Genomic DNA, 26,253 nt, shown 5'->3' on the forward strand with positions numbered 1-26,253 from the left:
ACCAATACCGTGCAGCAGGTACCCGGGCCGACCTTTTCCATTGACCGCACTCTGCCAGTGCCCGTGTTCGAGCAGATCTGCACGGCGCTGCGGACGCGGATCGCGGCAGGAGAGATCCCGGAGGCGAGCCAGCTGCCCGCCACCCGCAGTTTCGCGGTAGAGCTTGGGGTGTCGCGTTCGACCGTGGTGGCGGCCTATGAGCAGCTGGAAGCCGAAGGCTACATCGCGGGAAAACGCGGTTCGGGGTTTACCGTCTGCGCCATGGGGCAGGTCGAACTGCAGCCGGTGCATCCTGCACCCCCGGAGCATGCAAAGGAGACGCCGCGTGCCCTGTTGCCCTTCAACAGTGGAGAGCCGGACATGCGGTTGTTCCCGCACCGGCAATGGGCGCGCTGCGTATCGCGGATCTGCCGGGTGGCGCCGGAAACCATGCTGGATGGCGGCGCGGTCCGGGGCAATGCAGCGCTGCGCCGGTCCATTGCGGCCTATGTGGCAGAGTGGCGGGGGATCGAGGCAGGCGCCGAGCAAATCATTATCACTGCGGGGGCGACGGATGCGCTGGAACTCTGCTTGCGCACGTTGGCACCACGCGGCAGCGCCATCGGGATCGAGGATCCGGGATATCCGCCCCTGAACCGTATCGTGCAATCGCAGGGGCTGCGCTCGCACTACCTGCGTGTCGATGCTCTTGGCGCCTGCGTTCCCGCAGAGGATGCCGACCTGAAGGCGGTGGTTCTGACGCCATCGCATCAGCATCCGCTGGGCGGGGCGATGACGCCGGGGCGGCGTCTGGAATTCCTCAACTGGGCCAAGCGGACCGGCGCCTGGATCATCGAGGATGATTATGACAGCGAATTCCGATATGCGGGGCGCCCCATTCCGGCAATGGCGGGGTTCGATGGGCTGAACCGGACGATCTACCTTGGCAGTTTTTCCAAGACCTTCTCGAACGCGCTGCGGATCGGCTATGTGGTGGCGCCCGAGGCGCTGATTGCGCCGCTGCACGACAGTTTGCTGCGCTTTGGCACCCGGGCCAGTGGCATGCCGCAGCAGGCGTTGGCAGAGTTCATCGACAGCGGCGAGTTCTACCGCCATCTGCGCCGGGTGCGGCGTATCTATGGTGAGCGGCGCAAGCATTTGCTGGCGCGGCTGCAGCAGGAGTTTTCCGCCTATGGCAGCGCGCCGGACCACGGTGCGGGCATGCAGCTGGTGTTTCATCTGAACGACGGTAGGCAGGATCACGAAATCTGCAAGCGGGCGCGGGACGCCGGTCTGGGGTTGCGCCCGCTTTCGGGATTTGCCGCCGAGGTGACCGGGCTGAATGGTCTCGTTCTGGGCTGTTGCCACATGGAGATCCGCGAAATCGACGCGGCGCTGACCCGTCTGGCGCAGGTTTTGGACGGCGAATCCGAGCCGAAACAGGATCAAACCTGACAGCGGCGCGAACTGCGCAGTCGTATGAATTCTTGCTGATCGACCCGAGGTGGTCCTGAAAACGCATTCAAAATTAGTGCTTTAAGTGTTATCGAAATTTTTGTTGGCGCGAGATAGGTATTTCGTATAACGATTAAAAAGAAGGTATGCGGGATAACTATAATATCAGTTATCCAGTTCGGGGAGGAACTATGCAGATAGATGGACATGTGGCGCTGGTCACAGGTGGCGGCAGTGGCCTTGGTGCGGCGACAGCCCGGCATCTTGCCGTAAAAGGCGCGAAAGTCGCCATTCTGGATTTCGATATCGAACGGGCAAAGGCGGTCGCGGATGAGATCGGCGGCATCGCCCTGCATGTGGATGTCAGTGATGAGGCCGCCGTCGGTGCAGCCCTCGACAGCATTGCAGAGCAGCTGGGCAGTGCCCCCCGCATCGCGGTGAGCTGCGCCGGGGTCGGCATGGCGGCGCGCATCGTCGGTCGTGGCGGCAAGCTGTCGTTCGATGTGTTTGAAAAGACGCTGCGGGTGAACCTTTTTGGCACCTACAATGTGATGAGCCATGCTGCTCGCCTGATGGCTGAGCTGGACCCGCTGGCGGATGGCGAGCGCGGGGTGATCATCAACACCGCTTCGGTTGCCTTCGAGGATGGCCAGCTGGGGCAGGCGGCCTATGCGGCCTCCAAGGGGGCGATTGCCTCCATGTGCCTGCCTGCGGCGCGCGAGCTGGCGCAATCGGGCATCCGCGTGATGGCCATCGCGCCGGGCCTGTTCCAGACCCCGATGATGGAAGGGTTGCCGCCCGAGATTTCGGCGCAGATCACCGCCAATATTCCCTTTCCTGCCCGGCTGGGCGCGCCCGAGGAATACGCGCTTCTGGCCGAGCAGATCGTCACCAATCCATTTCTCAATGGAACAACCATCCGGCTGGATGGCGCTGTGCGCCTGCCGCCGCGCTGAAGGATCCCGCGCATGAGCGATCAGATACTCAAAATCGACATCAATGACAGCATCGCCACCCTGACGATGAACCGTCCGGACAAGCGTAACGCCATGTGCGAAGAGCTGCTGGAGGCGCTTGATGCTTTCTTCTCGGCGCCGCCCAAGGAGGTGCGTGTTGTCATCCTGACCGGCACCGCAGGGCATTTCTGCTCGGGGCTGGACCTGTCGGAACATGTGCACCGCTCGGCCGAGGAAAACCTCTATCACTCGCGCCAGTGGCACCAGGTGATGGAGAAGATCCAGTTCGGCGGTCTGGCGGTTGTGTCCGCCATGTTCGGGGCGGTGATCGGTGGCGGGCTGGAGCTGGCAAGCTCGACCCATGTTCGCATCGCTGAACCTTCGACCATCTTCCAGCTGCCCGAAGGGCGGCGCGGCATCTTTGTGGGTGGCGGCGCCACCGCGCGGGTCGGGCGTCTTTTGGGCGCGGACCGGATGACCGAGATGATGCTGACGGGGCGCAAATACGATGCCGAAACCGGCGTGGCGCTTGGCCTTGCCCATTATGCGGTGGGCGAAGGTGAGGCGCTGGAGCTGGCGCAGACGCTGGCGGGCAAGATCGCCCGCAACGCGCCCTTGTCGAATTATCTGATGATCCAGTCGATTGCCCGCATCAACGACATGTCGCAGGCCGATGGTCTGTTCACGGAATCGCTGGCGGCGGCGCTGTCGCAGACCACGCCGGATGCCGAGGAAGGCTTGCGTGCTTTCCTTGAAAAACGTGCCCCTAAGTTCCGGTGATCCGATGAAAACCGTCATCAAAGAGCCTGAGCCTGAAATGGGCGTGTCTCACGTCAGCGATGAAACACTGCGCGCGTTTGTCGGCTATCACATGAAGCGGGCATTCAACGTCGTGCAGACCGATCTGGCCCGGACGCTGAAGCCTTTTGATCTGCGGATGCTGACCTACACGGCGCTGGTGCTGATCGTCGATAATCCGGGGTTGCGCCAGTCGCAGCTGGCGGATGCGATGGATGTGGAACGGCCCAATCTTGTCGTGATCATAGACGAGCTGGAACGGCGCGAGTTGATCGTGCGCGACCGGGTACCGACGGACCGGCGGGCCTATGCGCTGAAGGCGACGCTGGCTGGGCGCCAGCTCTGTGAAAAAGCGGTGGCCGCAGTGACCGCCCATGAACAACGCTTGCTGGAGAACATGGATGCAACGACCCGCGACACGGTGATCGCGGCGATGCAGTTGATCCAGAAAAGCCTGTCGAAAGGATAGACCATGAAACGGACGTCCAATTTCCTGCCACACGCCGTCACGCGCGAGGATCGCCCCGATGGCAGCCTGCTTTTGCGGTCTGAATACGATCTGGGGCCGGTGACAGAGCGGACTGGTGACTGGCTGCACCGCTGGGCCGAAGAGGCGCCCGAGCGGGTGTTCCTGGCCGAGCGCAGTGGCGCGGGCTGGCGCGAGGAAAGCTATGCGGCGACCCTGCAGCAGGTGCGCGCCATTGCGGCGGCGCTATTGGCGCGGGGCATGGGGGCGGACACGCCGATCCTGATCATGTCCGGAAATGGCGTCGATCACGGGCTGTTGTCGCTGGCCGCGCAATACGCCGGTGTGCCGACCGTACCGGTGGCCGAGCAGTATTCGCTGATCCACGGCGCCCATGGCCGCCTGCGCCACGCCATCGAACTGGTGCGGCCAAAGATGGCCTATGTTGTCGATGCCGATCAGTACGGCGAGGCACTGAAACTGGATGCCCTTGAGGGTGTTGAGATCGTTGCGACCCGCACCGGCGGCACCGATGTCACGGCCTTTGCGGACCTTCTGAAAGGCGATGCGGGCGTCGATGTGGACGCGGGATTTGCCAAGGTGACGCCCGATACCGTCGCCAAGATCCTGATGACCAGCGGGTCGACCTCGAACCCCAAAGGGGTGCTGACCACGCAGCGGATGATGTGCGTCAATCAGACCCAACTCGCCGACAGCCTGCCGTTCCTGCGCGCGCGCCCGCCGCGCATCGTGGATTGGCTGCCGTGGAACCACGTCTTTGGCGGCTCGCATAACTTCAACATGATGCTGGCCAATGGCGGCAGTTTTTACATCGACGATGGCAAGCCGGTGAAGGGCTTGTTTGATCGCACAGTCGAGAACCTGTCGATGGTAACCGGCAGCCTTGTGTTCAATGTGCCCATGGGCTTTGCCATGCTGCTGGAGGCACTGGAAAAGGACGCGGGGCTTCGTCAGCGTTTCTTTGAAGAGCTGGACATGATCTTTTACGCCGGCGCCTCACTGCCGCAGGAGGTCTGGTCGGGTTTCGAGACCATGGCGATGGAGATCAAGGGCGAGGTGCCGTTGATGACCTCTTCCTGGGGGCTGACAGAGACTGCGCCCGCGACGATGATCCAGCAGGAGCCGACGGAAAGCTCGGGCGTGGTGGGTGTGCCGATGACCGGTGTGACCCTGAAACTGATCCCGGATGACGACATGCGCTGCGAGGTGCGGGTCAAGGGACCGAACGTGATGCCCGGTTATTTCGAAGACCCGCAAAAGACCGCAGAGGCCTTTGACGAGGAAGGCTATTTCATCACCGGCGATGCCATGGTGTTCGTGGACAAGGACGACATCAACAAGGGCATGCGCTTTGACGGGCGGATTTCCGAGGACTTCAAGCTGCTTACTGGCACCTGGGTGCGGGCGGCGGGCCTCAGGATCGAAATGCTCTCGACACTTGCACCGCTGGCTGCCGATCTGGTGGTGACCGGGCAGGACAAGAACGAGATCGGCGTGATGATCTTCCCCAACCGCGAGGCGATCGAGGCAGCAGGCTTCACGCTGGAGGAAGACGGCGGCGCGCTGGTCTGTCCGCAGCTTCTGTCCGACATTCATCACCGGCTGAACGAGCGCGCAGGTCGCATTTCCGGCTCCTCCACCCGGGTGGTGCGCGCCATTGTGCTGGCCGAGCCGCCCTCGCTCACCGATGCTGAGATCACCGCCAAGGGCAACCTCAACTTCCGCAAGGTGCTGACGCGCCGCGCAGATCTGCTGGAGCGGCTTTATGATGACGCTGCCAGCGGCATTGCGAAACTCTGATAGGAACACAACGATGGTAGATTTTTCCAAGGTCCGTGCGATCGATTTCCACACCCACGCCGAGGAACCCTGCGGCTGCCATGCCGATGACGGCTATGACGAATTGCAGGCCACCATGGCCAGCTATTTCGGCGCGCCCTGGCAGCATCCGCCCACCGTGCCGCAGACTGCCGCCCATTACCGCGAGCAGAACATCGCCGCGGTGATCTTCCCGGTCGATGCCGAACGCGAAACCGGTTATCGCCGCTACAAGAACGAAGAGGTTGCCGAGCTGGCGGCCGAGAACGACGACGTTCTGATCCCCTTCGCCAGCATCGACCCGCACAAGGGCAAGATGGGCGCCCGCGAGGCGCGTCGCCTGATCAAGGATTTTGGAATCAAGGGCTTCAAGTTTCACCCGACCATGCAGGGCTTTTATGCCAATGACCGTATGGCCTATGACCTGTATGAAGCGATTGCCGAAGAAGGCGGTATCGCCCTGTTCCACACCGGTCAGACCGGCGTCGGCAGCGGTATGCGCGGCGGCAACGGCATGCGGCTGAAGTATTCCAACCCGATGTATATGGATGACGTGGCGGTGGACTTCCCGGACATGAAGATCATCCTCGCGCACCCCTCCTTCCCCTGGCAGGAAGAGGCGCTGTCGGTCGCTCAGCACAAGCCCAACGTTTATATCGACCTCTCTGGCTGGTCGCCCAAGTATTTCCCCGAGATCTTGGTGAAATACTGCAATTCGATTCTGAAGAAGAAGGTGCTGTTCGGATCCGACTGGCCGATGATCACGCCGGAGCGCTGGCTGTCTGATTTCGAGAAAATTGCGATTAAGGACCACCTGCGCGAAGACATCATCAAGGGCAACGCCATGCGTCTGCTTGGGGTCGACTGAGATGGAGATCTCCGCACCAAAGCTGCGCCATGCCTTCCGCCTGCGGGTGGAACTGGGTGCCCCGATTGAAATGGGGCAGGGACGCGCGGGTGTGCGACGGATTATACCGATCATCGGGGGCAAGGCGCTTGGCCCCGATCTGACCGGCGAGGTGCTGAACCTCGGGGCCGACTGGCAGACCATCTACAGCGATGGTGCCGCCCATCTTGATACGCGCTATGCGGTGAAAACCGAGGACGGCGCGGTGATCGAGATCGTCAACGTCGGCAGCCGTCACGGCCCGCCTGATGTGATTGCGCGGCTGGCCAAGGGCGAGGATGTGGACCCCACCAGCTATTACATGCGCACCGCCGCGCGGCTGGAGACCGGCGATGACCGCTATGCTTGGGTCAATCACATGCTCTTTGTCTGCTCCGGTATCCGCCGGGCCTCTGCCGTTGAAATCGACTATTATGCAGTGGAATAACCAATGAAGCCTTTTGCCGCCCCTGTTGAGGACATTCTGTTCACGCTGAACCATGTGGTGGGCACAGCGGATCTGCCGGATTGGGATGCGGAATTTGCATCCGAGATTGCCGGACATTTCGCGTCCTTTGCCGAAGGTGAGATCGCGCCGCTGGATGAACCCGGTGATCTTGAGGGCTGCACGTTGACGGATGGTCGCGTTGCGATGCCGGCTGGCTTCAAGGACCTCTACAACTCCTATGCCGGACAGGGCTGGCCGGGCCTCACCATCCCCGAGGAATTCGGTGGCCAGGGCATGGGCGCGATGATGCTGGCGATCACATCCGAGATTTTCTCAGGCGCCAATCATTCCATGCAGATGGTCACCGGGCTGGTTCCGGGGGCTGCGCGCACTCTGACGCGGTTCGGCACGGCGGATCAGCAAGTCCGCTACCTGCCGTCGCTGGCTTCGGGTGAGACGCTAGCGACCATGTGCCTGACCGAACCCGGAGCGGGATCGGACCTCTCGCGCGTGCGCTGCCGTGCGACCTCCGATGGGGATGGCTGGCAGATCACAGGTGAGAAAATCTTCATCTCCGGCGGCGACCAGGACATGAGCGACAAGGTCCTGCATCTGGTTCTCGCGCGCACCTCGGACAACGGCATCAAAGGGCTCTCGCTGTTCCTGTGTCCCTGCACCCGCGCCGATGGCAGTCGCAACGCTGTCACCGTCACCCGGATCGAGGAAAAGATGGGCCTGCATGCCTCCCCCACCTGCCAGTTGGCCTTTGATGGCGCCGAGGCCGAACTGATCGGCGCCGAGGGGCAGGGGCTGATGGCGATGTTCACGATGATGAACCACGCCCGCTCTGATGTTGCGCTGCAAGGCGTGGCCCATGCGGCGCGTGCTTTTGATGTGGCGGCATCCTATGCGGCAGAGCGCCAGCAGGGGCGCGGCACGGATGGACAGCCGGTGACGCTGGATGGACACGCGGATGTGCGCCGGATGCTGGATGAGATCGACGCCGGGGCGCTGGGCGCTCGCGCGATTGCCCATCTGGCCTTTGTCACCATGGAGAAGGGCGACAATCCCGATCTGGTGGAATTCCTGACCCCCTTGGCCAAGGTCAGCGGCACCGAAGCCGGTATCCGCGGCGCCGAACTGGGGGTGCAGGTGCTGGGCGGCTATGGGTATCTGCGCGAATACCGGTTGGAGCAGACCTATCGCGATGCCCGCATCACCGCGATCTATGAAGGGGCTAACGGCATTCACGAGCGCATGCTGGCGACACGTTTGCTGGGTACACCCCCGGCGGAGGCCTTCGCGGCCTTCATGGCGGCAGAGGGCAAGGAGGCAGAGGCCGTTGCTGCCGCGCTGGAAGGCTGGAACCTTGCGCGAAAACAGCTGCTGGGCAGCCCTGACCGAACCGCCTTTGCGCATGAATTCTATCTGCTGACCCGCGATACGCTTTTGACGGCGGTGTGGAGCCGGGTTCTGCGGGCCGCATCGGCCCATTCGGATCCGGAGCGGCTGACGCGGATCGCCACGCGCCAGCTGGAAGTGATTGCCGCAATGCGTCCGGCGCGGCTCGCGTTGCTGGGAGTTGCGCAAACCGCCGGGGCATAACCATCCGGCGCAGGTGAGGAGATCTGCGCCGTCTGGCCGAGGAAATTCACTGTTGATCAAGGGGAGAGGTAAATAGTTTTCTGGTTAAGTAACTTTCCAGGAGGAGACCCGTCGCGCCTGTTTGTGGGTGACGGAGGAAAGACAACAAAGAGGAGGAAATCACATGACACTTAAATCCCGGATTATGGCGCTGGGCGCCGCCGCGATGATGACGCTTGCCGCGCCGCTGGCCGCAGAGGGCTGGAAACCCGATGGAGCGCTGACCATTCAGGTCGGTTTTGGTGCCGGCGGATCGACAGACACCATGGGTCGCGTGCTGGCCAGCGTGATGGAGAAAAACACCGGCTGGGACATCGTGGTCGAGAACAAGCCTGGCGGCGGCGGCGTTGCCATGTTCACCGGCCTGTCGCAGCGCCCCCCGCAGGGCAAGGTCGTTGGCATGGGGGTCAGCATCCCCGTTCTGGTCCAGCTGGTTCAGCGCGGCGATCAGCTTCCGTTTGATGTCGACAGCTTTGATTACCTTGGCACCGTCGCCAAGGCAGAGCTTGCGCTGGTGGCCAGCGCCGATGCGCCCTTTGACGATCTGGAGGGTCTGATCGCCTATTCCAAGGAGCAGGGACAGCTGGCGGTTGCTACCATGGCGCCGCCGCAGGTTCTGATGATGAAGGCAACGACCAAGACCACCGGGGCGGATTTCAACCTGGTGACCGCCGATGGTGGTGCCGAGGTGATGAAGCTGATCCTGGGCGGTCAGGTTCTGGCGGGTTTTGGATCGGGCGAGCAGTTTCCCTATCTTGAATCCGGCGACATGAAGGTGATCGCGGGCGCCAACCAGTCGCGCTTGAGCTATGCGCCGGAGGTCAAGACCTTCGTGGAATCCGGCATCAACGCCTATGTCGATCCGGTGTTCTATCTGGCGACCACAAAAGGCACCGATCCTGCCGCGGTCGAGGCCATCGCGGCCGCGATCGACGAAGCGGTTGCCTCTCCCGAAATGGCTGAAATCGTGCAGAACGCGGTCAAGGGCGCGCCGATCAACATGGGACCCGAGGGTACCCATAAGATGATGACTGACGGTCTGGCAAACGCAGCCGTGTTGTTCGCGAAATAAAACCGCAAACCGCCCTGCGCGTGTTCGCGCGCAGGGCGGTTTCAGAACTTGGGAGGGTTCCATGGGTTTGTCTGCCGACCGTGCTTCGGGCGCGTTCTTTCTTCTGCTTGGTCTTGTGCTCTATTTCCTGGTCATCCCCTCCTATGTGGAGCGGGTCGAAGGGGGAAATCTGTCACCGGATACGATGCCCAATCTGATTTCCATTGTGATCGCCGTTAGTGGCGCGTTCCTGATGCTGAAACCGACCGGTCACCGCACCCAAAGACCGCATGTCTTTGCGATTACAGGCGCCTATGTGGCGGTTCTGGCAGGCGGGATCTATGCGATGTCCGTGTTCGGTTTTGAATATGTCGCCCCGCCGCTGGCGTTTGCGATCATGTGGATGATCGGGGAACGCCGCCCGGCCTGGCTGGCGGCGGGCGTCATCGTCATGCCTGCGCTGATCTGGTTCCTGGTGACCTACGCGCTTGGCCGCGCCTTGCCCTGAGGGAGTAAAATCATGGTGGATTTTTCGACGATCCTGGCAGGCTTTGGCGATGCCTTTTCCCTGATCAACTTGCTGTTCGTCATCTGTGGCGTGATCCTGGGGCAATTCGTCGGCGCGGTGCCCGGCATCGGCCCGATCATGGCCATGGCGATTGCTATTCCCTTTACCTTTGCGCTGGATCCGCTGGTGGCGATTTCCTTTCTGGTCGGGGTCAACAAGGGCGGACTGGTTGGCGGGGCAGTGCCTGCGGTTCTGATGAATACCCCCGGCACCCCCGATGCCGCCGCAACCGCGATGGACGGCTACCCGCTTGCCAAGAAGGGTAAGCCCCTCAAGGCCACCAAGATGGCGCTGTTTTCCTCGGTGACGGGCGATACCTTCAGCGACCTCGTACTGATTACCGTGTCGGCGCCGCTGGCGGTTCTGGCCCTGCGCATGGGCCCGATTGAGATCGCCGCGCTGATGATCTTTGCCTTTTCCGTTCTGGCCGGGCTGATCGGCAATTCCCTCACCAAGGGTATCATCGCAGCGGCGCTGGGATTGCTGGTGGCTTCGGTCGGGACCGATCCGGAGCATTACACACCTAGGCTCATCTTTGGCTATTGGGACCTGTTCGACGGGTTGCCCCTGCCATCAGTTGCGATTGGCATGCTCGCCATTTCGGAAATCCTGCGCCGCATGTCCGATGCCCATGGCAGCGTCCGTTCCGCCATCATCATGGAGGATACCGGCAACCCGGACGACCGTCGGGTGACCTGGGCGGAATACTGGTCCTGTCGCTATACCATGCTGCGCGGTGCCACCATCGGAACCATTTTCGGCGCCTTGCCGGGGATCGGTTCGACCGCTGCCGCCTTCATGTCCTATGCCTTCACCAAGGCCCGCTCAAAAGATCCGCAAAGCTTTGGCAAGGGCAACCTGCATGGCATCGCCGCAGCCGAATCCGCCAATTCTGCGGTTGTCGGCTCTAACCTGATCCCGCTGTTGACGCTGGGCATTCCGGGCAGTGTCAGCGCGGCACTGATCATCAGTGCCTTCATGATCCACGGCATGCAGCCCGGCCCCTTGCTGTTCGAAAATCAGGGGCGGCTTGTCTACGGGCTGTTCGGGGCCATGATCATGGCGAATTTCATCAACCTGTGGATCGGGCAGGTCGGACTGCGGCTTTGGGTCAAAGTGGTGTCGGCGCCGGAGTCCATCATCTTTTCCTCGGCGGTTCTGTTGTGTTTTGTCGGGGTGTCGATGGCGACCAACGGATTGTTCGGCGTTGCGATCATGCTGATCTTCGCGGTGATCGGGTACCTGATGTCCAGTTTCGGCTATCCGCTGGTGATCTTCATCATCGCGTTCTTTCTGGGACCAAGATTCGAGAAATCCATCGCACAATCGCTTGCGCTTACGAACGGGGATCTGACCCAGGTTCTGAAAAGCCCGGTTGCCGTCGCTTTGCTGCTTTTGTCGGTGGTGTCTTTCGTGTGGTTCCTGGCCCGCAGCCGGGAGGCCGAGCTGTGACTATCTGAGCTCGGCCGAAGGTCAGAGCAGCATGAACAGAGGGAATTGCCCAAGAGGGCGGTTCCCTTTTGCTCTTCGAGAGGGAGGCCTACGGCGGTTTGAACGGATGAAGCTTGATCAGAACAGCCGATAGGGTAGGGATTAAAGGGCTGGACCCGGGCGGCGCTGCGGCTGGATTTTACTGGCTCGAACCGCGCAACAGGACCGCAAACCGCATGCCAGGCTATGATAGCAGTATGGGAGAAAGTGGCAGCCCGTAGGGGAATCGAACCCCTCTTTCCAGGTTGAAAACCTGGCGTCCTAACCGATAGACGAACGGGCCACTCTGTGCGTGAGGCGCTATGTACTCAGTCAGGTGAGTGGGCGCAAGAGTGATTTTTGCTCATTTGGGAAGAAATATTTGAGGCGGGTGTTCCGGGTGGTTTCATGGGCAGTTCGCGTCCCCCCAAAAGCGGCGTCAGAAGGCCTGCGCTGTAATTCGGTCAAAGGTTTTCTCCACATTGATATGTCGTGGGCCAGCCTCTTCTTTGCGTATCACTCCCTGATTTTCCGCAACGCTTTATGGTTGTCTTGGTTCCGGCTGTGAAAACTGGCCTAAATATCGATTGAAAGCGGTGCGGGCTAGGCGCTGAGCGTTTTCGGCGCATCGCGCGCGGCCTCTGGGCTTGTGAAGAGAGGCGGGAAGGGTAGGGCAGGCCGCAGTCAGGAGAATCAAGTTTTCGGAAAATCAACATTCTGCTGCGCTGAACCTTCTGCGAAAAACGCAATTTCCGGGCGGGGTTACGTCCGGGTGTGGTCCTTTTTCTCGCAAAAAACATGGGCTGTCGGCAAAAAATCGCCTGTCGCCACCGGTCTTGAAACCGAACGGCGGCTCACTATGAGATTTCATACTTTATGTACGTTTTTGTAAAATAAATTCAATTATTTGCATTCATCTTTTGCGGTACGCGTCAGGCGGCGTGCAGCGGGCTTAATATGGGGCGGGGAGCCTCGTCCTCAGTCTTTTTTGCGTCTTTTGATCAAGATCAAAAGACTTTTGATCCGCGGTTTGTAAACATCAAGACATCCGCATGTGAAGGCGCGCGAACACATGATGCCGAGCCGGTCTTTTGCGGGCGGAAGATTTTGAAACTTTGAAGCGTATTGCCGGGGGACCCATCATGGCAGATCAAGTGCTCAACCAGACACCCACGTATACAGTGACACACACCTTCAGCACAAATGATGTGACTGGTACCTTCGGTGGGCTGACACAGGGCGACGTCCAAGACGGTGATCCTGCCGTTGTGGATTTTTCCGCCGAACCGGTGATCACCAAAGAGGGCGTCGCGCTGTATCCGGTAAACAGCGAATTTGGCTATAACGTCATTGATTTTGACCAAGCGATTGAAAAAGACTTTTTCGACGATCCGGAATACGAAGAAGGCTTCGTTGGCGATCTGTCCGGTGAGGGCGGAGAGCATCTGGGGCTGGTGGTTTCGAACGCCCCCACCGATGTTTTTCAGACCCCGGCAGTTCACGGCACCTGGCTGGCTGGCCTTGGTGGCAACACGGTCAAAGCCTCGACCGAACACTATGTGGTGATGCAGCAGGTGCTGTCGGATCAGCGTTTCCCCGGTGATCCGGATGCAGAATACCAGCTGGACGATAATCTGTGGATTGTTGGCGGCGAATACGACGGTCAATATGTGGCGGACGTGCTGCCTCAGGTCGGCGATGTAAACGGCGACGGTGTTCTGGATCTGAAGGATGTGCTGGAGCCCAATGAAGCCACCATTCAGGAAAACATCGCGGTCGGTAACGACTATTCGGTGACGCTGAAGGATGACGGCAAGCTGCTTTATCGTTGGGGCAATACCATCAAGAAGCCGAACGATGTGCGCATCGAGGCCGAGTTGCCTTTGCCGGACGAATGGTCGACCCCGGATGCCGACAATGATGATCTGATCCCGCTGTTCCAGATCACCCAGGCCGAGCTGGTCACCCGTCACACGATCACCAACAACCCGAACGACCAGATCCGCCCCGAGGATTTCGAGAACGAATCCGCCATTGGTCAGCTGCCCACCTATGAAATCCTTGAGGATGGCAAATGGGTTACCACCGATGACTACTATGGCGGTGATGGCACCCTGTATCCGGCAGGCACCGTTCTGAAAGATCCGGCGCTGGCTGCGGCGGCGCAAGGCTCGACCCTGGATCAGATCGGCGCCATGTCGGAAGATCTGGAAGAGGGCTATACCAACGCCTGGTACACCACCATGGATCGCGAGCCTTTTGAGGCGGTGCTGAATGAAGATGGCACCGAGTACATCGTCGGGCCGCGCTGGCGCCTGCAGCCGGATAAATACGGTCAGGATCTGCCCAGCGTCGTCATTCCGACCGACCCGAGCCTGGAGCCGCCGACCACCAACGATCAGGTGAAATACGAAGTCGGCGAAGACACCCAGACCGTGATCAACCTCCTGGACTGGGAATTCCCCGTATCGCCGCTGGCGATCAGTGCGGGCTGGCAGAACAACGCAGGTTCGGTGTCGATCAACGGTCTCAACATGACCAACAATTTCGACGTGGCCTTCTACGTCAAAGGCGATATCAAGCCTGCGACGCTTTATGACACCCAGCTGGTCATGAGCTATGAAGAAGTCACCATCAACGGCAAGGGTGTAGGTGTTTCCGGTTCCGCCGGGGACGACACTCTGGTCGGCCAGGGCGGCAACACCATGACCGGCGATGACGGCGACGACCTGTTCGTTCTTTCCTATGGTGTCACCAACGACTATTCGAAGATCGTCAGCAGCACTGTCACCGACTTCCAGCAGGGAGAGGATGTTCTGGGACTGATCGATTTCAGCGTTACCGACGTCAACTTCAAGGATGTGGTATCGCAAAGCGTCGAAGGTGACGGTTTGCACGTCAGCCTCGGCGATTACGAGATCGCAACGCTGAGCGGCGTCACCTCCGAGCTGGAATTGGAAGATTTCCTGCTGATCAACCGCAGCAGCGATACAGCCGTGACCGGAACGAACGATGATGATTACATTGTTGGCGATGATTTCGATAACGTTCTGGTCGGTTTGGCTGGTGACGACACAATCTTGGGTCTTGGTGGTGATGATGAACTCATCGGCAACCGTGGCGCGGATTCGCTTGACGGCGGTGCAGGTGACGATCTGTTTGACAGTGGCACTGGTGCGGATGTTCTGATCGGCGGCACTGGCACGGATACGGCAACCTATGCGACTTCAATCAGAGGTGTGACCGTCAATCTTGAGAACGGAACTGGTGTGGGCGGTAAGGCGGATGGTGACACCCTGACCGGAATCGAAAACGTTATCGGGTCCAATGCTGCAGATACGCTGATCGGTTCAGATGACGAGGGCAATACTCTGAACGGCCGCAGCGGAGACGACCTGCTTGAAGGCGGCGGCGGCTGGGACCTGCTGATCGGCGGTGACGGCGCAGATACGCTGGACGGCGGTAACGGCACTGACCGCGCTTACTATGTGGACTCTGCCGAAGCTGTAACTGTGGATCTCGAGGCGGGAACCGGTATCGGTGGTGAAGCGGAAGGTGATGTTCTGATGAACGTCGAAGCCTTGACCGGCTCGCTGTTCGATGACCGGCTGATCGGGGACGCGGAGGATAACAATCTGATTGGTCGACTGGGTTCGGATGTGCTGATCGGCAACGATGGTGCTGATGATCTGTTAGGTCGTCTGGGTGAGGATACTCTGCGGGGCGGTGCTGGAAGCGACACCCTCGACGGTGGCCGGGCGAACGATCGTCTTGGCGGTGGCGCGGGGGACGATTTGCTGAAAGGCGGCGGCGGAGACGATGTTCTGCACGGTGGTCTGGGTGCCGATACCATCTACGGTGAGGCCGGTGATGACACCTTCCTGTTCAACCGGGGTAGCGATGTGCTTGACGGTGGTTTGGGCGATGACCGGGCTGAGTTCGATGGGGTCGAAGCTGACTTTACCGTTGTGGACAACGGCTCTGGCTCTTGGGAAGTTACCGATAACGCCACTGGCCATGTCGATACGCTGACCAGCATCGAGACCCTGGTCTTTGACGATGTGCTGATCCTGGCGTGAGCCTGAACAGATAGTGACTGGAAGCGGCCGTGGACCTTTGGGTTTGCGGCCGTTTCTCTTTTCGGAGTGCCTGAATTGGCCACCGGGGCCGACATCCTCACGGCGCAGAGATCGTCAGGGGCTGATGGGGCCCTGCCTTGGCTTTGTGAAAGGCATTACTACGCACATGCGGATCTGAACGCAGTTGGGCGCAAATCAGTGAATACCACGACAAACCAGGCGGTAAATTTTCGCTATTCAGGAAGGGAAAAGTGGCAGCCCGTAGGGGAATCGAACCCCTCTTTCCAGGTTGAAAACCTGGCGTCCTAACCGATAGACGAACGGGCCACTCTGTGTGTGAGCGGTGTTTAGATATTCCCGTCAGTTGCCGCAAGCGAAAAAACGGGGTTTCAGCGAAAATATTTCCCTGTCGGAAAAAGCGCCCTTCAGGACGCTGGCGCGGCGTCCTCCAGGCGCAATTGCGGGCTTTGACGACCGCCCCAGGTGTTGATCTCCAGCCGTCCGGCAAAGTGGAACCGGGCGCCGCCATGATCCAGCAGCCGGGGGCCAAGGTCGGTGTCGAAGGCGCCGAAACAGATGGCGTCAATGCCGCTGCTCAGCCCGTCGCTCAGCGACAGTTTCAGATGCGATTCTCCGACCCGTTTGGCAAAGCGGACCTCAAGATCGGGAAAGGCATAGCGCGGGGCAGGGGCCCCGGCGCCGAAGGGGCCGGCCTGTTCGATCTGCTCGATCAGGTTGATCGAGGCGGCGCCGGGCATCAGCATCCCGTCGAGCTTCACATCCGCAGGGCCAAGGTCCCCGGCGCCTTGTTTAGCCAACAGATCGCCCAGCCGCGCCATCGCCTCTTCGAGTTTATCCCGCGCGACGGTCAGACCGGCGGCCATCTTGTGCCCGCCGCCCTTGATCAATTGGCCTTCGCTGGCCAGCCGCTGGATCGCTGCGCCCAGATCGATGCCGCTGACCGAGCGACCTGATCCCTTGCCCTCGTCTCCGTCCAGACCGATGACCACCGCCGGACGGCCTGCGGCTTCTTTCAGGCGCGAGGCGACGATGCCGACAACGCCCGGGTGCCAGCCTTCGCCCGCGGCCCAGACCAGCGGTGCGTCCAGCCCGCGCGCCTCCGCCTGCTCAAGTGCGGCAGCGCGCACGGCGTTTTCGATGTCGCGGCGTTCGGTATTGAGCTGGTCAAGGCGTTCGGCCAGCGCGGCGGCCTCATGCGGGTTGTCGCTGGCCAGAAGACGCGCGCCCAGATCCGCCTTGCCGATGCGCCCGCCGGCATTGACCCGCGGTCCCAGCAAAAAGCCGAGGTGATAGGTGGAGGGCGCCGAATCCATGCGGCTGACATCAGCCAGCGCCACCAGGCCCACGCGTTTGCGCGCGGCCATGACCTTGAGCCCCTGACGCACCAGCGCCCGGTTGGCGCCGATCAGCGGCGCCACATCCGCCACCGTGGCAAGGGCGACAAGATCCAGAAGGGCCATCAGGTCCGGTCCGGTGCCAAGACCCTTTTCCCGGGCCTGCCGTCGCACCTCGACCAGCATCAGAAACACCACGCCTGCAGCGCAGAAATAGCCCAGATCCCCGTCTTCATCCTGCCGGTTCGGGTTCACCACCGCCACGCAGTCGGGCAGGGTTTCGCCTCCTAGGTGGTGGTCCAGCACGATCACATCGGCGCCCTTGGCCGCTGCGATCGGTCCATGGGACAGCGTGCCACAATCGACGCAGACGATCAGATCGTGATCGCGCGCCAAGGCGGACATGGCGGCGTCGTTGGGGCCGTAACCCTCGTCGATACGGTCAGGGATATAGAGTGTTGCATCCTGCCCCATGGCCCGCAGCCAGACCAAGAGAAGCGCCGCAGAGCTGCCACCGTCGACATCGTAATCGGCAAAGATGGCGATGCGCTGGCGTTGCTCGACCGCCTCCAGGAACCGGGCGGCGGCTGTTTCCATGTCCTTCATGCGCCGGGGATCGGGCAGTAGATCCTTCAACGCGGGGGTCAGAAAACCGGTTGCCTCATGGGCGGGAACGCCGCGCCGGGCGAGGACCTGACAGACGGCGGCGGGCAGGCCTGTTTGCTGAGCCATGGCCTCGGCTGCGCGTTCCAGATCTATGCCCGGCCCCAGCCAGCGCCGTCCGGTGAGTGACTGTTCAACCCCTAGAAAGCTCACGCATCTCTCCCATGCAGGAAGGCCGGGCCCTGCGGACCCGGCCCTTTGAAAGTTTAATCCGACCGAGCCGTCGCGCCGCTGCGCTCGGGCCTGACAGTTGGCTGGATCAGCCCTGTGCCTCAACCGGGGTGCGGTAGGACATGCGGCGGACCGAACCGGTTTTCGACCGCATCAGCAGGGTGGTGGTTTCCAGCCAGCCCGGCTCGCGCTTGATGCGCGGCAGCAGCGAGCCGCCGGTAACGCCTGTGGCGGCAAAGATCACGTCCTGGGTGACCATCTCGTCACGAGTATAGATGCGGTCCAGGTCGGTGATGCCAGCTTTGGCGGCGCGGCCCTTTTCGTCATCGTTGCGGAACAGCAGACGGCCAAAGATCTGACCACCCATGCATTTCAGCGCCGCAGCGGCCAGAACACCCTCGGGGGCGCCGCCTTGGCCCATGTACATGTCGATGCCGGTCACTTCGGATTCGGCGCAATGCATGACGCCGGCCACGTCACCATCGGTAATCAGGCGGATCGAGGCGCCGGTTTCACGCACTTCGGCGATCATCGCTTCGTGGCGGGGGCGTTCCAGAATGCAAACGGTGATGTCCGACGGCGCGCATCCCTTGGCCTTAGCCAGCGCCTCGACCCGTTCACGCGGGGACATATCCAGCGAAACGACGCCTTCGGGGTAGCCCGGGCCGATGGCCAGCTTGTCCATATAGGTGTCGGGCGCGTGCAGCATCGAGCCGCGCGGACCCATGGCGATCACGGTCAGTGCGTTGGGCATGTCCTTGGCGGTCAGGGTGGTGCCTTCAAGCGGGTCCAACGCGATGTCCACGCCAGGACCATTGCCGGTGCCGACCTCTTCGCCGATGAACAGCATCGGAGCCTCGTCCCGTTCCCCTTCGCCGATGACGACGACGCCTGCGATGTCCAGGAGGTTCAGCTGTTCACGCATGGCGTTCACGGCGGCCTGGTCGGCAGCTTTTTCGTCGCCGCGCCCGATCAGCGAGGCAGAGGCCAGTGCGGCCTGTTCGGCGACCCGGGCCAGGCCCAGAGACAGCATGCGGTCGTGAAAGGGGGCGTCAGAGCTGGTCGAGGTCATACTCAATAATCCTGTGTCAATCCGTATGGGTTGCTTGTCGATACCCCGCGCAGGGCGCTGCGGGCAAGGGATGATCGCGCGGATTGGACCAGTTCCGTGGCCATTCCGCGCGGTATTTTATGGTTCTGCCTTCTGGATGAGGGCAGGGCGTCGCCTCAGAGTTCTTCGATACGCAGGGCCACAGGCGCGCCATCGACGACGCCGGTGGCTGCCAGACCGGCAAGGGCATCGTCCAGCATGGCGCTGGTGCATTTGTGGGTCACGATCAGAACCGGCGCGATGGTTTCGGAATGGCCGTACTGGCGCATCCGGTCGATAGATACGCCCGCATCGCCAAGCGCCGCGGCAACCTTGGCCAGGGCACCGGGTTTGTCCTGAAGCGCCATGCGCAGATAATAGGGCGCGGGCAGGCCGGACATGGCCGAGGGCGCCTCCTGCAGGGTGGCGGCGGGCTGACCAAAGGTAGCAATGCGCAGACCCCGCGCGATATCGCAGATATCGCCGAGCACGGCGCTGGCGGTCGGACCCTCGCCGGCACCGGGGCCGCGCAGTACGATCTGATCGACGGCATCGCCTTCGATCACCACCATGTTGGTGCCACCTTCCAGCTGCCCCAGCGGCGAATTCGCGGGCACCAGGCAGGGGGCCATGCGCTGTTCCAGCCCGCGGGCTGAGGTCTGCGCGACGCCCAGAAGCTTGATCCTAAAGCCCATGTCGGCGGCGTGGCGGATGTCTTCGATGGCGATCCGCTGGATGCCTTCCAGTTGCACATCGTCAAAGGCCGGTTTGGTGCCAAAGGCAATCGCGGCAAGCAGCGCCAGTTTATGCCCGGCGTCGATGCCGCCCACGTCCAGCGTCGGGTCAGCTTCGAGATAGCCCAGATCGTCGGCCTCTTTGAAGACCGTTTCATAGGGCAAGCCGGAATGCTCCATCCGAGTCAGGATGTAGTTGCAGGTGCCGTTCATCACGCCCATGACGCGGGTGATTTCGTTGCCGGCAAGGCCCTCGGTAAGGGACTTGATAACCGGGATACCGCCTGCGACGGCGGCTTCGAAACGGATCACGCGGCCTTCGGCCTCGGCCTGTTCGGCCAGAGCCTGACCGTGGATCGCCAGCAGCGCCTTGTTTGCGGTGACAACGTCCTTGCCAGCGGCCAGCGCCGCCTCGGTCGCCTCTTTGGCAGCGCCTTCGTGTCCGCCCATCAGTTCGACAAAAACGTCGATATCGTCGCGTTTTGCCAGCGCCACGGGATCGGTTTCCCAGGCATAGGAGGACAGCGAAACGCCGCGATCCTTGGTCGCGTCACGGGCTGATACAGCGGTGATCACAACAGGGCGGCCTGTGCGCGCCTCCAGCAGTTCGGCCTGGCGGCGGATGATTCTTACCACGCCGACGCCGACCGTGCCCAAACCTGCAATCCCAAGGCGAAGCGGCTCTGTCATAGCTGGAGATCCTTTGTCACATAATCTTTGCCCCGCCTTAGCGGGTTCGGCGCAGCGGTGCAACGGCGCCGGACCGAGTGGCGCCGTAAAGCGGTCTCAGAAAATGGAAAGGGTGGCGTCAGAGGCGCAAATGGCTCAGTTCTGGGCTTTCCTGAGCTTTTCTGCCCGGGCCTGCAGGCGCGCGGTGCGGGCCGCCATCTCCTGCTCCAGATCGCTGCTTTGCTCTTCGGGGACCGGCAGAGGGGTAACCAACTGGTCTACGGGCAGGAGCGGCGGATAACTGGCCGAGCGCATATCCGGCGACAGTCTGTCCTCGATTTCCGGCACCCGGGTACAGGCCGCAACCGCGATGACTGCAGACAGCAGGCCAAGAAGGGAGATATGGGTAAGGCGCAGAGGCATCATCGGTTCACGGAGAGTTGAAGCATCAGGCGGGTCCTTCTCGCTTACGCGTGGCTCCTTGATGCACAATTGCAGACAAGGGCACAAGCGGGGCTTTTATCTGAACAAATGTTCAGTTAGCTTTAAACGCATGGCACGTACTCAAGGCTCACACTCCGATATCACCGGCCCGCGCATTCAGTCGGCGGCGCTGCGGCTGTTTGCGCAGCATGGCTACGCCGCCGTGTCGATGCGCCAGATCGCGGCAGAGGTCGGGGTGCAGGCCGGGGCGCTATATAACTATACGCCGGACAAGCAAAGCCTGCTGTTCAGCCTGATGCAGCGCCACATGAGTGAGTTGATGGAGGCTTGGCAGGCGGATCCAGCGGTGGAGGACGCGCTGGGGGAGTTGGAACGTTTCGTGCGGTTTCACATTCGCTTCCATATGGAGCGGCCAGATGCGGTCTTCATCGCCTACATGGAGCTACGCAACCTGTCAGATGAGAACTTCGCCGTCATCGAAACCATGCGTCGCAACTATGAGGACGCGCTAGAGGCGGTGCTGAAGCAAGGCGTGGAGGAGGGGGTGTTCCGGATCCCTGACACCAAGATCGCAACGCTGGCGGTAATCGCGATGCTGAATGGTGTCATGACCTGGTATCGCACCGGCGGCCGCCTGTCGTTGCAGGAGGTCGAGACGATCTACTGGGACATGGTGCGCAAGGCCGTCGCGGCCTGATCCGCCGGTTTGGCCTGCCCCCGGATGGATCGGAGGCAGGGTAGGGGCCGGGCTTAGTGCGCCGGTTTGATGAAGGTGCCGTTGTTCAGATCGCGGAAGGCCTGACGCAGCTCGGCCTGGGTATTCATCACGATCGGGCCATGCCAGGCCACCGGCTCTTCGATCGGCGCGCCGGAAATCAGCAGGAAGCGCAGACCTTCGGGACCGGCCTGAACGGTGATCTCTTCGCCAGTGCCAAAACGCACCAGCGTGCGGTCGCCGGACATGTCGCGGATGTGCAGTTCTTCGCCTGCGACTTCTTTTTCCAGCAGAACACCCTGTGGGCGGGATGCATCCACAAAGGCGCCTTGACCTTCGAAGATATAGGCAAAGGCGCGGCGGTAGGTGTCGATCTTGAAGGTCTTCTTGACCCCGGCGGGGACAAAGATATCGAGATACTGCGGGTCTGCGGCGATGCCATCCACCGGGCCGGTCTTGCCCCAGAATTCGCCGACGATGACTTTGACGCGGGTGCCGTCATCGTCGATGATCTCGGGGATCTCCTTGCCTTCGACATCCTGATAGCGCGGATCGGTCATCTTTTGGCTGGAGGGCAGGTTGCCCCACAATTGGAAGCCGTGCATCTGGCCGTTGATGTTTCCCTTGGGCATCTCCTGGTGCAGGATACCGGATCCCGCGGTCATCCATTGCACGTCACCGGCGCCCAGCGTGCCGGTGTTGCCCAGCGAGTCGCCGTGCTCCACGGTGCCGGAGAGCACATAGGTGATGGTCTCGATGCCGCGGTGGGGGTGCCAGGGAAAGCCGCGCATATAGTCCTGCGGGTGTTCGTTGCGGAAGTCATCGAACAGCAGGAACGGATCCAGTTCGCTGGGGTCATGAAATCCAAAGGCCCTGTGCAGCTTTACACCGGCGCCTTCCATGGTCGGCATGGCGTTGCGGGTCTCGACAATCGGTCTGATGGACATTTGGAGTCTCCTGGCCTTTTCGCTTTGATGTACAGATAGAGGGGTTTGGGCTGCCCGCAAATCACGATGGTGGGAGAGGCACTGTGCGCAAATGCGCAATACCGGCCCACTGAGGGTCGCATTGCATCGCAGGGCTGTTCGCCTGCGCCATTTCAGGCTATGCCGCGCTACAGCACAGTGCAGGAGACAGGCGCATGAATGACGAGGTGGTGGCAAAGATCGAGGCATCCGGTCCCCGGCGTGTCATGGGAGTAGGGATGCTGGCTTCGGTAGGCGTCATCCTGATCTACGTGGCCTTTTCCACGCCGCCCTCGGCAGCCTGGCTGGTGTTTCTTCTGGTGGTTGGCTGCGCCGCCCTGTGGCTGTCGGTGCGCATGTGGCAGGCGACGGCCTATCGGATCGAGCTCACTGAAGAGGTGTTGCGCTGCACGGACGGGACCGAGATTGCACGGGTTGCGGATATCGAAACCATCGATCGCGGTTTCTTTGCCTTCAAGCCTTCGAACGGGTTTCTGATGCGCCGGAAAACCCCGGGTTCCCGCGCCTGGATGCCAGGCCTCTGGTGGCGCATGGGGCGCCGGATCGGGGTTGGTGGGGTGACGCCGGGCTCGCAAAGCAAGGCTATGTCGGAAATCCTGGCGGCCATGATCGCCCGGCGCGATATGGGTGCTGACCTCGAAGGTTGAGCGCGCTGACACAGAGCGCGCGTTCTCTTCTGTTGTTATCTGATTAAACCGTTCCAGCCAGAGGCGGGTTCAGAGGCCCATCGAATTGTCGTTGTGGCTGTTGCCGTTGGCCTTGTCTTCGACAAAGACGACCTGCGGCGCGAAACGCGGGCGGGTGAAGACGAAGTTGTTGATATCCATCGTCGGAATGCCGATGCGGAAGGCCGGTTCCACTGTGTTGTTGGTTTCCACCAGGATCACGCGTTCCTGATCAGGCATGGACGGCAGATCATCCTTCACCAGATGGATGGTGGCATCGGTCCATTCCTCGTAGCCACCACCGCGCACCTTGGACCAGTCCACGTAATAGCTTTGGTCTGCTTCATCCCAGCGCACGACAGATACACGCATTCCAAGCGAGCTGTCACCGCGGATCAGCAGCCCGGCCATGGCGTACATACTGTCCAGATAGGTGTCGTTGATGTAATTGGTCTCGCGCGAGATCAGGTCTGAGATCGTGTAGGCTGCCTTCAGGTTCATGCTTTCCTGCCTGAAGGCATCAAAGAAGGTGTAAAAGGCCGCAAAGGTTCCCAGAAGAAGCGGCGCATAAAGCGCGAATTCAACCGAGACCGAGCCTTCGCTGTCGCGACAGAAGGATTTCAGGCGGTGACGCAGGGCTTTGAACATGGCTTACCTCGGTTCCTGAACGAAGGCTGACGCGGCAAAAAGGCTGACACGGCCGTCCGCATCCTTGCCCAGATCTCCGCCCAACCCCCAATCGGAAAAAATCGGACGGAATTTCATGCAGGCGCGGATCAGCATCAGCTCGTTGGACTGCCCGTTTGTGAATGTGCGCACTGGCTGCACGTCTTCGATGCGGCTGACGCAGTCGGGTTCGGGGTTGATGCCGGTCCAGTTAAAGGGATCCTGGCTGACCATCTCCAGACGCAGGGAGGTGGCACAATTCTCGATGAAGCCCGACAGGGCGCATACACGGTCGCGGATTGCGTCATGTTGCGCCGGTTCGCCCGTTGAAAGGCGCAGCTCGCGTACCGTCTGATCCAGTGCCCGCTCCAGCTGCGACTGGCGGATATTGACCAGACCCAGCTCAACGGTGGACATCAGGATCATCAGGAACGCCGGGATGATGATGGCGAATTCCAGCGTGGCGCTGCCGTCGTCCTGACGGCGGAAACGCGTAAGGGCGGTATGCATGTGGCGGATCATTGGGTCAGCCTCAGCTGGCGGATGGAGGTGGCGATCGAGGCAAAGGCCTCGGAGATTTCCAGTCCGTCCACATCAAAGAAATGTGCGGGCGAGCTGGCGCAGTCTTCCAACACGCGAGTCCCGTTGCGGGGCGCTTCGAAGCCGACGGTGTAGATCATCACGCCCTTGTCCCGGGTGCGGTCGCAGATATTCTTGGTGTGCTGGTCTTTGGCTACGCGATTGTGGAAATACGTTCCGGCATTGTACCAGTCTGCCCAGGCGCTGGAACTGAACTCGTAGTTGTAGCGCGCGTTCCATGCGAGCGAGGCCCGTGCAAAAAGCTCGTGGTATTTCAGTTGTACGGCGGTGCCGGGCTCGTCCACTGCCACGCATTCGTACGGATAGCTGTAATCACATACGGTTTGGGTGCCGTTACCGTAGGGGTGATCGTACCAGTCGTTCTTGTGCGGCCAGTAGTAACTTTTCGTGCCATTGGAGTGGTAAACGGAGTAGCGCCCAGTTTCAGCGTTGTACCAGACATCCGACATGGTGCTGCGGCGCGAAGGGTTGATCATGTATTGGTTTGTGTTCTCGCCGTCGGACATCAGAATGATGATCTTCAGCGTGTCGCCGTTGTTGTACTCGGTCGGGCGGTTCAGAAACTGCGCTTCGATCTCGCCATCGTCAATCAGTGCGTTGACAACCGGCCGCGCGGTCGGGTCCAGCAGGGCGGAGCCCCATTTCATGCCGATATCGATCGAGGTATTGCCCCAGGCTGTCAGCCCGTCGATGTAGTTGTGCAGGGTGGTCGGATCGTTGGTGAAGGGCAGGATGGCCGATCCGTCACGTGTCGGGCAGACCGGGCGGGCGATCATATTCTCAGAATAGGTGAACGGGTCGAAATGCGCTGTGCGCTCCAACCGCTCGGCCGGGTCCAGCGTTGTCTTGGCGTATTGATCGTAGACGAAGTTCACGCAGTGCGAGTAGTTCCATTCGCTCGCCGGAAGGTCATCGAAGCCTGCGTTGTACTTGCTCAGAAGCGCTTCGCCCGCGTTGACTTGGGTGGCATAGGGAATGATCGAGATCGACAGGTTGTCGGTGTTGGTGTTCTGGGTGATCTGATCGATGAAACTATGCGCGGCGGACTTGAGGTTGATCAGCCGCCGGTTCGAGTTCATCGAGCCGGAGATATCCAGCACCATGGAAATCTCTACGCTGCCGATGGTCTCTTCGGCGCGCGAATTGGCGTACATCGGCATGTCACCGCCACCAGAGAACTTCAGCAGGTGGGCATTGAAGGTCGTGTTGATTGTGCTTTCGACACTCTTGTAGCCGAGCCCCTGCGACACCTCAGGCGGTTGATAGTATTCTTCCATTCCGGCTTTGCTCAGGTAATCCTGCACCACCACTTCGGGGGCCAGTGGCTGGTCCAGATCGGCAGCCGCCAGCACCGCGCGGTCCAGAGTGTACTGCAGAACCGTCCGGTCGCGCTCCATCCGCATCAGGTCGATGCCGATGCCGCCAACGGCCAGCATGGCCAGAAAGAAGAAAATGGTTGGCGCGGCCATGGCACCGCTGTCATCCCGTGCAAAGGCGCGCATCCGGGCCATCTGCCGGGTCAGGACGTCCTTACTGATATCTTTTGCGGCTCTGCGACGCACACTCATATTACACATCCCCTATGCCCGTTCTGTTTCGGACGACGGTCTTCGGATTTTGGTGGCTGGTGTTTATGATTGCTTGGGGAAGATGGCGGAAATGGGGCACGACAGGGGTAAAACCTTAACAATTGTTACCATCCGCTTAATCAATGCTAGGTGAGGGGTGGTAGATTGTTTCGGTTTGGGAAAAAGTGCCGGTTAGACCAAAGAGCGAATCGCTGACCAAAAGTTGCGAAGATGATTCTTTTGGATGGGAATGGTCAAAAAGGTCGCATGCCTTAAACATCCGTGCAT

The 26,253-nt window shown here is 60.9% G+C and carries 22 protein-coding genes and 2 tRNA genes; 14 read left to right on the top strand and 10 right to left on the bottom strand.

Annotation, left to right across the window (positions count from 1 at the left end; all coding sequences use genetic code 11):
* The first annotated feature begins 9 nt into the window (after nt 1-9).
* The 11 genes from pdxR to SM764_RS06840 all read left to right on the top strand — a co-directional run bounded on the left by pdxR (nt 10) and on the right by SM764_RS06840 (nt 11,542).
* Nucleotides 10-1,434, top strand: a complete 1,425-nt coding sequence (pdxR, locus tag SM764_RS06790; protein WP_369001365.1) for a MocR-like pyridoxine biosynthesis transcription factor PdxR — start codon at nt 10-12, stop codon at nt 1,432-1,434.
* Between the two features lie 191 nt (nt 1,435-1,625).
* Entirely contained in the window at nt 1,626-2,390 is a 765-nt protein-coding gene (locus SM764_RS06795) for an SDR family NAD(P)-dependent oxidoreductase (protein ID WP_368946930.1), read from the top strand.
* Nucleotides 2,391-2,402: 12 nt separating this feature from the next.
* A complete protein-coding gene (locus SM764_RS06800) occupies nt 2,403-3,170 on the top strand; it encodes a crotonase/enoyl-CoA hydratase family protein (protein WP_274832390.1) in 768 nt (255 codons plus the stop codon).
* Nucleotides 3,171-3,174: 4 nt separating this feature from the next.
* Nucleotides 3,175-3,657: a MarR family winged helix-turn-helix transcriptional regulator gene (locus SM764_RS06805; protein WP_065270938.1), complete on the top strand. Its 483-nt coding sequence runs from the start codon at nt 3,175-3,177 to the stop codon at nt 3,655-3,657.
* Between the two features lie 3 nt (nt 3,658-3,660).
* Nucleotides 3,661-5,475: a feruloyl-CoA synthase gene (locus SM764_RS06810; protein WP_368946931.1), complete on the top strand. Its 1,815-nt coding sequence runs from the start codon at nt 3,661-3,663 to the stop codon at nt 5,473-5,475.
* Between the two features lie 13 nt (nt 5,476-5,488).
* On the top strand, nt 5,489-6,361 hold the full coding sequence (locus tag SM764_RS06815) for an amidohydrolase family protein (protein ID WP_065270936.1): 873 nt from the start codon (nt 5,489-5,491) through the stop codon (nt 6,359-6,361).
* Nucleotide 6,362: 1 nt separating this feature from the next.
* Nucleotides 6,363-6,827, top strand: coding sequence for a DUF3237 domain-containing protein (locus SM764_RS06820; protein ID WP_369001366.1), 465 nt, complete (start codon nt 6,363-6,365; stop codon nt 6,825-6,827).
* Between the two features lie 3 nt (nt 6,828-6,830).
* Complete coding sequence (locus tag SM764_RS06825; RefSeq protein WP_369001367.1) at nt 6,831-8,432, top strand: acyl-CoA dehydrogenase family protein; 1,602 nt, start codon at nt 6,831-6,833, stop codon at nt 8,430-8,432.
* A 163-nt stretch (nt 8,433-8,595) separates the two neighbouring features.
* Complete coding sequence (locus SM764_RS06830) at nt 8,596-9,543, top strand: Bug family tripartite tricarboxylate transporter substrate binding protein (protein ID WP_274828233.1); 948 nt, start codon at nt 8,596-8,598, stop codon at nt 9,541-9,543.
* 61 nt (nt 9,544-9,604) lie between these two features.
* A complete protein-coding gene (locus SM764_RS06835; protein WP_274828234.1) occupies nt 9,605-10,030 on the top strand; it encodes a tripartite tricarboxylate transporter TctB family protein in 426 nt (141 codons plus the stop codon).
* Nucleotides 10,031-10,042: 12 nt separating this feature from the next.
* Nucleotides 10,043-11,542 (top strand): tripartite tricarboxylate transporter permease, encoded by a 1,500-nt coding sequence (locus SM764_RS06840; protein WP_368946935.1) that lies wholly within the window; start codon nt 10,043-10,045, stop codon nt 11,540-11,542.
* A gap of 247 nt (nt 11,543-11,789) precedes the next feature.
* Here the strand turns inward: SM764_RS06840 and SM764_RS06845 are convergent.
* Nucleotides 11,790-11,864, bottom strand: a tRNA-Glu gene (locus SM764_RS06845).
* Nucleotides 11,865-12,702: 838 nt separating this feature from the next.
* Between SM764_RS06845 and SM764_RS06850 the strand changes: the two genes are divergently transcribed.
* Nucleotides 12,703-15,639 (top strand): calcium-binding protein, encoded by a 2,937-nt coding sequence (locus SM764_RS06850; protein WP_369001368.1) that lies wholly within the window; start codon nt 12,703-12,705, stop codon nt 15,637-15,639.
* A 252-nt stretch (nt 15,640-15,891) separates the two neighbouring features.
* Here the strand turns inward: SM764_RS06850 and SM764_RS06855 are convergent.
* The 5 genes from SM764_RS06855 to SM764_RS06875 form a co-directional block, all read right to left on the bottom strand.
* Nucleotides 15,892-15,966, bottom strand: a tRNA-Glu gene (locus SM764_RS06855).
* Nucleotides 15,967-16,064: 98 nt separating this feature from the next.
* On the bottom strand, nt 16,065-17,810 hold the full coding sequence (recJ, locus tag SM764_RS06860) for a single-stranded-DNA-specific exonuclease RecJ (RefSeq protein WP_369001369.1): 1,746 nt from the start codon (nt 17,808-17,810) through the stop codon (nt 16,065-16,067).
* 106 nt (nt 17,811-17,916) lie between these two features.
* The gene (glpX, locus tag SM764_RS06865) at nt 17,917-18,900 is read right to left on the bottom strand and encodes a class II fructose-bisphosphatase (protein WP_274836032.1); all 984 of its coding nucleotides are present in this window, start codon (nt 18,898-18,900) and stop codon (nt 17,917-17,919) included.
* A gap of 155 nt (nt 18,901-19,055) precedes the next feature.
* Nucleotides 19,056-20,342 (bottom strand): homoserine dehydrogenase, encoded by a 1,287-nt coding sequence (locus SM764_RS06870; RefSeq protein WP_369001370.1) that lies wholly within the window; start codon nt 20,340-20,342, stop codon nt 19,056-19,058.
* 135 nt (nt 20,343-20,477) lie between these two features.
* A complete protein-coding gene (locus SM764_RS06875; protein WP_369001371.1) occupies nt 20,478-20,744 on the bottom strand; it encodes a hypothetical protein in 267 nt (88 codons plus the stop codon).
* A 130-nt stretch (nt 20,745-20,874) separates the two neighbouring features.
* Here SM764_RS06875 and SM764_RS06880 point away from each other — a divergent pair, with 130 nt between their 5' ends.
* Nucleotides 20,875-21,462 (top strand): TetR/AcrR family transcriptional regulator, encoded by a 588-nt coding sequence (locus SM764_RS06880; RefSeq protein ID WP_274836029.1) that lies wholly within the window; start codon nt 20,875-20,877, stop codon nt 21,460-21,462.
* A gap of 53 nt (nt 21,463-21,515) precedes the next feature.
* Here the strand turns inward: SM764_RS06880 and SM764_RS06885 are convergent, their stop codons facing one another.
* Nucleotides 21,516-22,427, bottom strand: a complete 912-nt coding sequence (locus SM764_RS06885; protein WP_065270924.1) for a pirin family protein — start codon at nt 22,425-22,427, stop codon at nt 21,516-21,518.
* 194 nt (nt 22,428-22,621) lie between these two features.
* Here SM764_RS06885 and SM764_RS06890 point away from each other — a divergent pair, with 194 nt between their 5' ends.
* A complete protein-coding gene (locus SM764_RS06890; RefSeq protein ID WP_274828242.1) occupies nt 22,622-23,113 on the top strand; it encodes a hypothetical protein in 492 nt (163 codons plus the stop codon).
* Between the two features lie 69 nt (nt 23,114-23,182).
* On the opposite strand, the gene SM764_RS06895 is transcribed toward SM764_RS06890, so the two are convergent.
* From SM764_RS06895 to SM764_RS06905, 3 genes are read right to left on the bottom strand one after another with little or no spacing between them, the layout of a single operon-like run.
* Complete coding sequence (locus SM764_RS06895) at nt 23,183-23,779, bottom strand: TadE/TadG family type IV pilus assembly protein (protein ID WP_274832402.1); 597 nt, start codon at nt 23,777-23,779, stop codon at nt 23,183-23,185.
* A 3-nt stretch (nt 23,780-23,782) separates the two neighbouring features.
* Entirely contained in the window at nt 23,783-24,307 is a 525-nt protein-coding gene (locus SM764_RS06900) for a TadE/TadG family type IV pilus assembly protein (RefSeq protein ID WP_274838323.1), read from the bottom strand.
* 8 nt (nt 24,308-24,315) lie between these two features.
* Entirely contained in the window at nt 24,316-25,965 is a 1,650-nt protein-coding gene (locus SM764_RS06905; protein WP_369001372.1) for a TadE/TadG family type IV pilus assembly protein, read from the bottom strand.
* Nucleotides 25,966-26,253: the final 288 nt, after the last annotated feature.

Origin of the sequence: Pseudophaeobacter sp. 1A16562 (assembly GCF_041008785.1) — a bacterium.
In the GTDB taxonomy this organism is placed as follows: Bacteria; Pseudomonadota; Alphaproteobacteria; order Rhodobacterales; family Rhodobacteraceae; genus Phycobacter; species Phycobacter gallaeciensis_A.

What these genes read in the sequence shown, in the direction of transcription:
- SM764_RS06825 (WP_369001367.1), top strand. Translation starts at nt 6,831, where the DNA reads ATGAAGCCTTTTGCCGCCCCTGTTGAGGACATTCTGTTCACGCTGAAC.
- SM764_RS06805 (WP_065270938.1), top strand. Translation starts at nt 3,175, where the DNA reads ATGAAAACCGTCATCAAAGAGCCTGAGCCTGAAATGGGCGTGTCTCAC.
- SM764_RS06875 (WP_369001371.1), bottom strand. Translation starts at nt 20,744, where the DNA reads ATGCCTCTGCGCCTTACCCATATCTCCCTTCTTGGCCTGCTGTCTGCA.
- SM764_RS06795 (WP_368946930.1), top strand. Translation starts at nt 1,626, where the DNA reads ATGCAGATAGATGGACATGTGGCGCTGGTCACAGGTGGCGGCAGTGGC.
- SM764_RS06835 (WP_274828234.1), top strand. Translation starts at nt 9,605, where the DNA reads ATGGGTTTGTCTGCCGACCGTGCTTCGGGCGCGTTCTTTCTTCTGCTT.
- SM764_RS06900 (WP_274838323.1), bottom strand. Translation starts at nt 24,307, where the DNA reads ATGCATACCGCCCTTACGCGTTTCCGCCGTCAGGACGACGGCAGCGCC.
- SM764_RS06820 (WP_369001366.1), top strand. Translation starts at nt 6,363, where the DNA reads ATGGAGATCTCCGCACCAAAGCTGCGCCATGCCTTCCGCCTGCGGGTG.
- SM764_RS06870 (WP_369001370.1), bottom strand. Translation starts at nt 20,342, where the DNA reads ATGACAGAGCCGCTTCGCCTTGGGATTGCAGGTTTGGGCACGGTCGGC.
- SM764_RS06890 (WP_274828242.1), top strand. Translation starts at nt 22,622, where the DNA reads ATGAATGACGAGGTGGTGGCAAAGATCGAGGCATCCGGTCCCCGGCGT.
- SM764_RS06840 (WP_368946935.1), top strand. Translation starts at nt 10,043, where the DNA reads ATGGTGGATTTTTCGACGATCCTGGCAGGCTTTGGCGATGCCTTTTCC.
- SM764_RS06830 (WP_274828233.1), top strand. Translation starts at nt 8,596, where the DNA reads ATGACACTTAAATCCCGGATTATGGCGCTGGGCGCCGCCGCGATGATG.
- glpX (WP_274836032.1), bottom strand. Translation starts at nt 18,900, where the DNA reads ATGACCTCGACCAGCTCTGACGCCCCCTTTCACGACCGCATGCTGTCT.
- SM764_RS06815 (WP_065270936.1), top strand. Translation starts at nt 5,489, where the DNA reads ATGGTAGATTTTTCCAAGGTCCGTGCGATCGATTTCCACACCCACGCC.
- SM764_RS06810 (WP_368946931.1), top strand. Translation starts at nt 3,661, where the DNA reads ATGAAACGGACGTCCAATTTCCTGCCACACGCCGTCACGCGCGAGGAT.
- SM764_RS06885 (WP_065270924.1), bottom strand. Translation starts at nt 22,427, where the DNA reads ATGTCCATCAGACCGATTGTCGAGACCCGCAACGCCATGCCGACCATG.
- SM764_RS06850 (WP_369001368.1), top strand. Translation starts at nt 12,703, where the DNA reads ATGGCAGATCAAGTGCTCAACCAGACACCCACGTATACAGTGACACAC.
- SM764_RS06905 (WP_369001372.1), bottom strand. Translation starts at nt 25,965, where the DNA reads ATGAGTGTGCGTCGCAGAGCCGCAAAAGATATCAGTAAGGACGTCCTG.
- SM764_RS06880 (WP_274836029.1), top strand. Translation starts at nt 20,875, where the DNA reads ATGGCACGTACTCAAGGCTCACACTCCGATATCACCGGCCCGCGCATT.
- SM764_RS06895 (WP_274832402.1), bottom strand. Translation starts at nt 23,779, where the DNA reads ATGTTCAAAGCCCTGCGTCACCGCCTGAAATCCTTCTGTCGCGACAGC.
- SM764_RS06800 (WP_274832390.1), top strand. Translation starts at nt 2,403, where the DNA reads ATGAGCGATCAGATACTCAAAATCGACATCAATGACAGCATCGCCACC.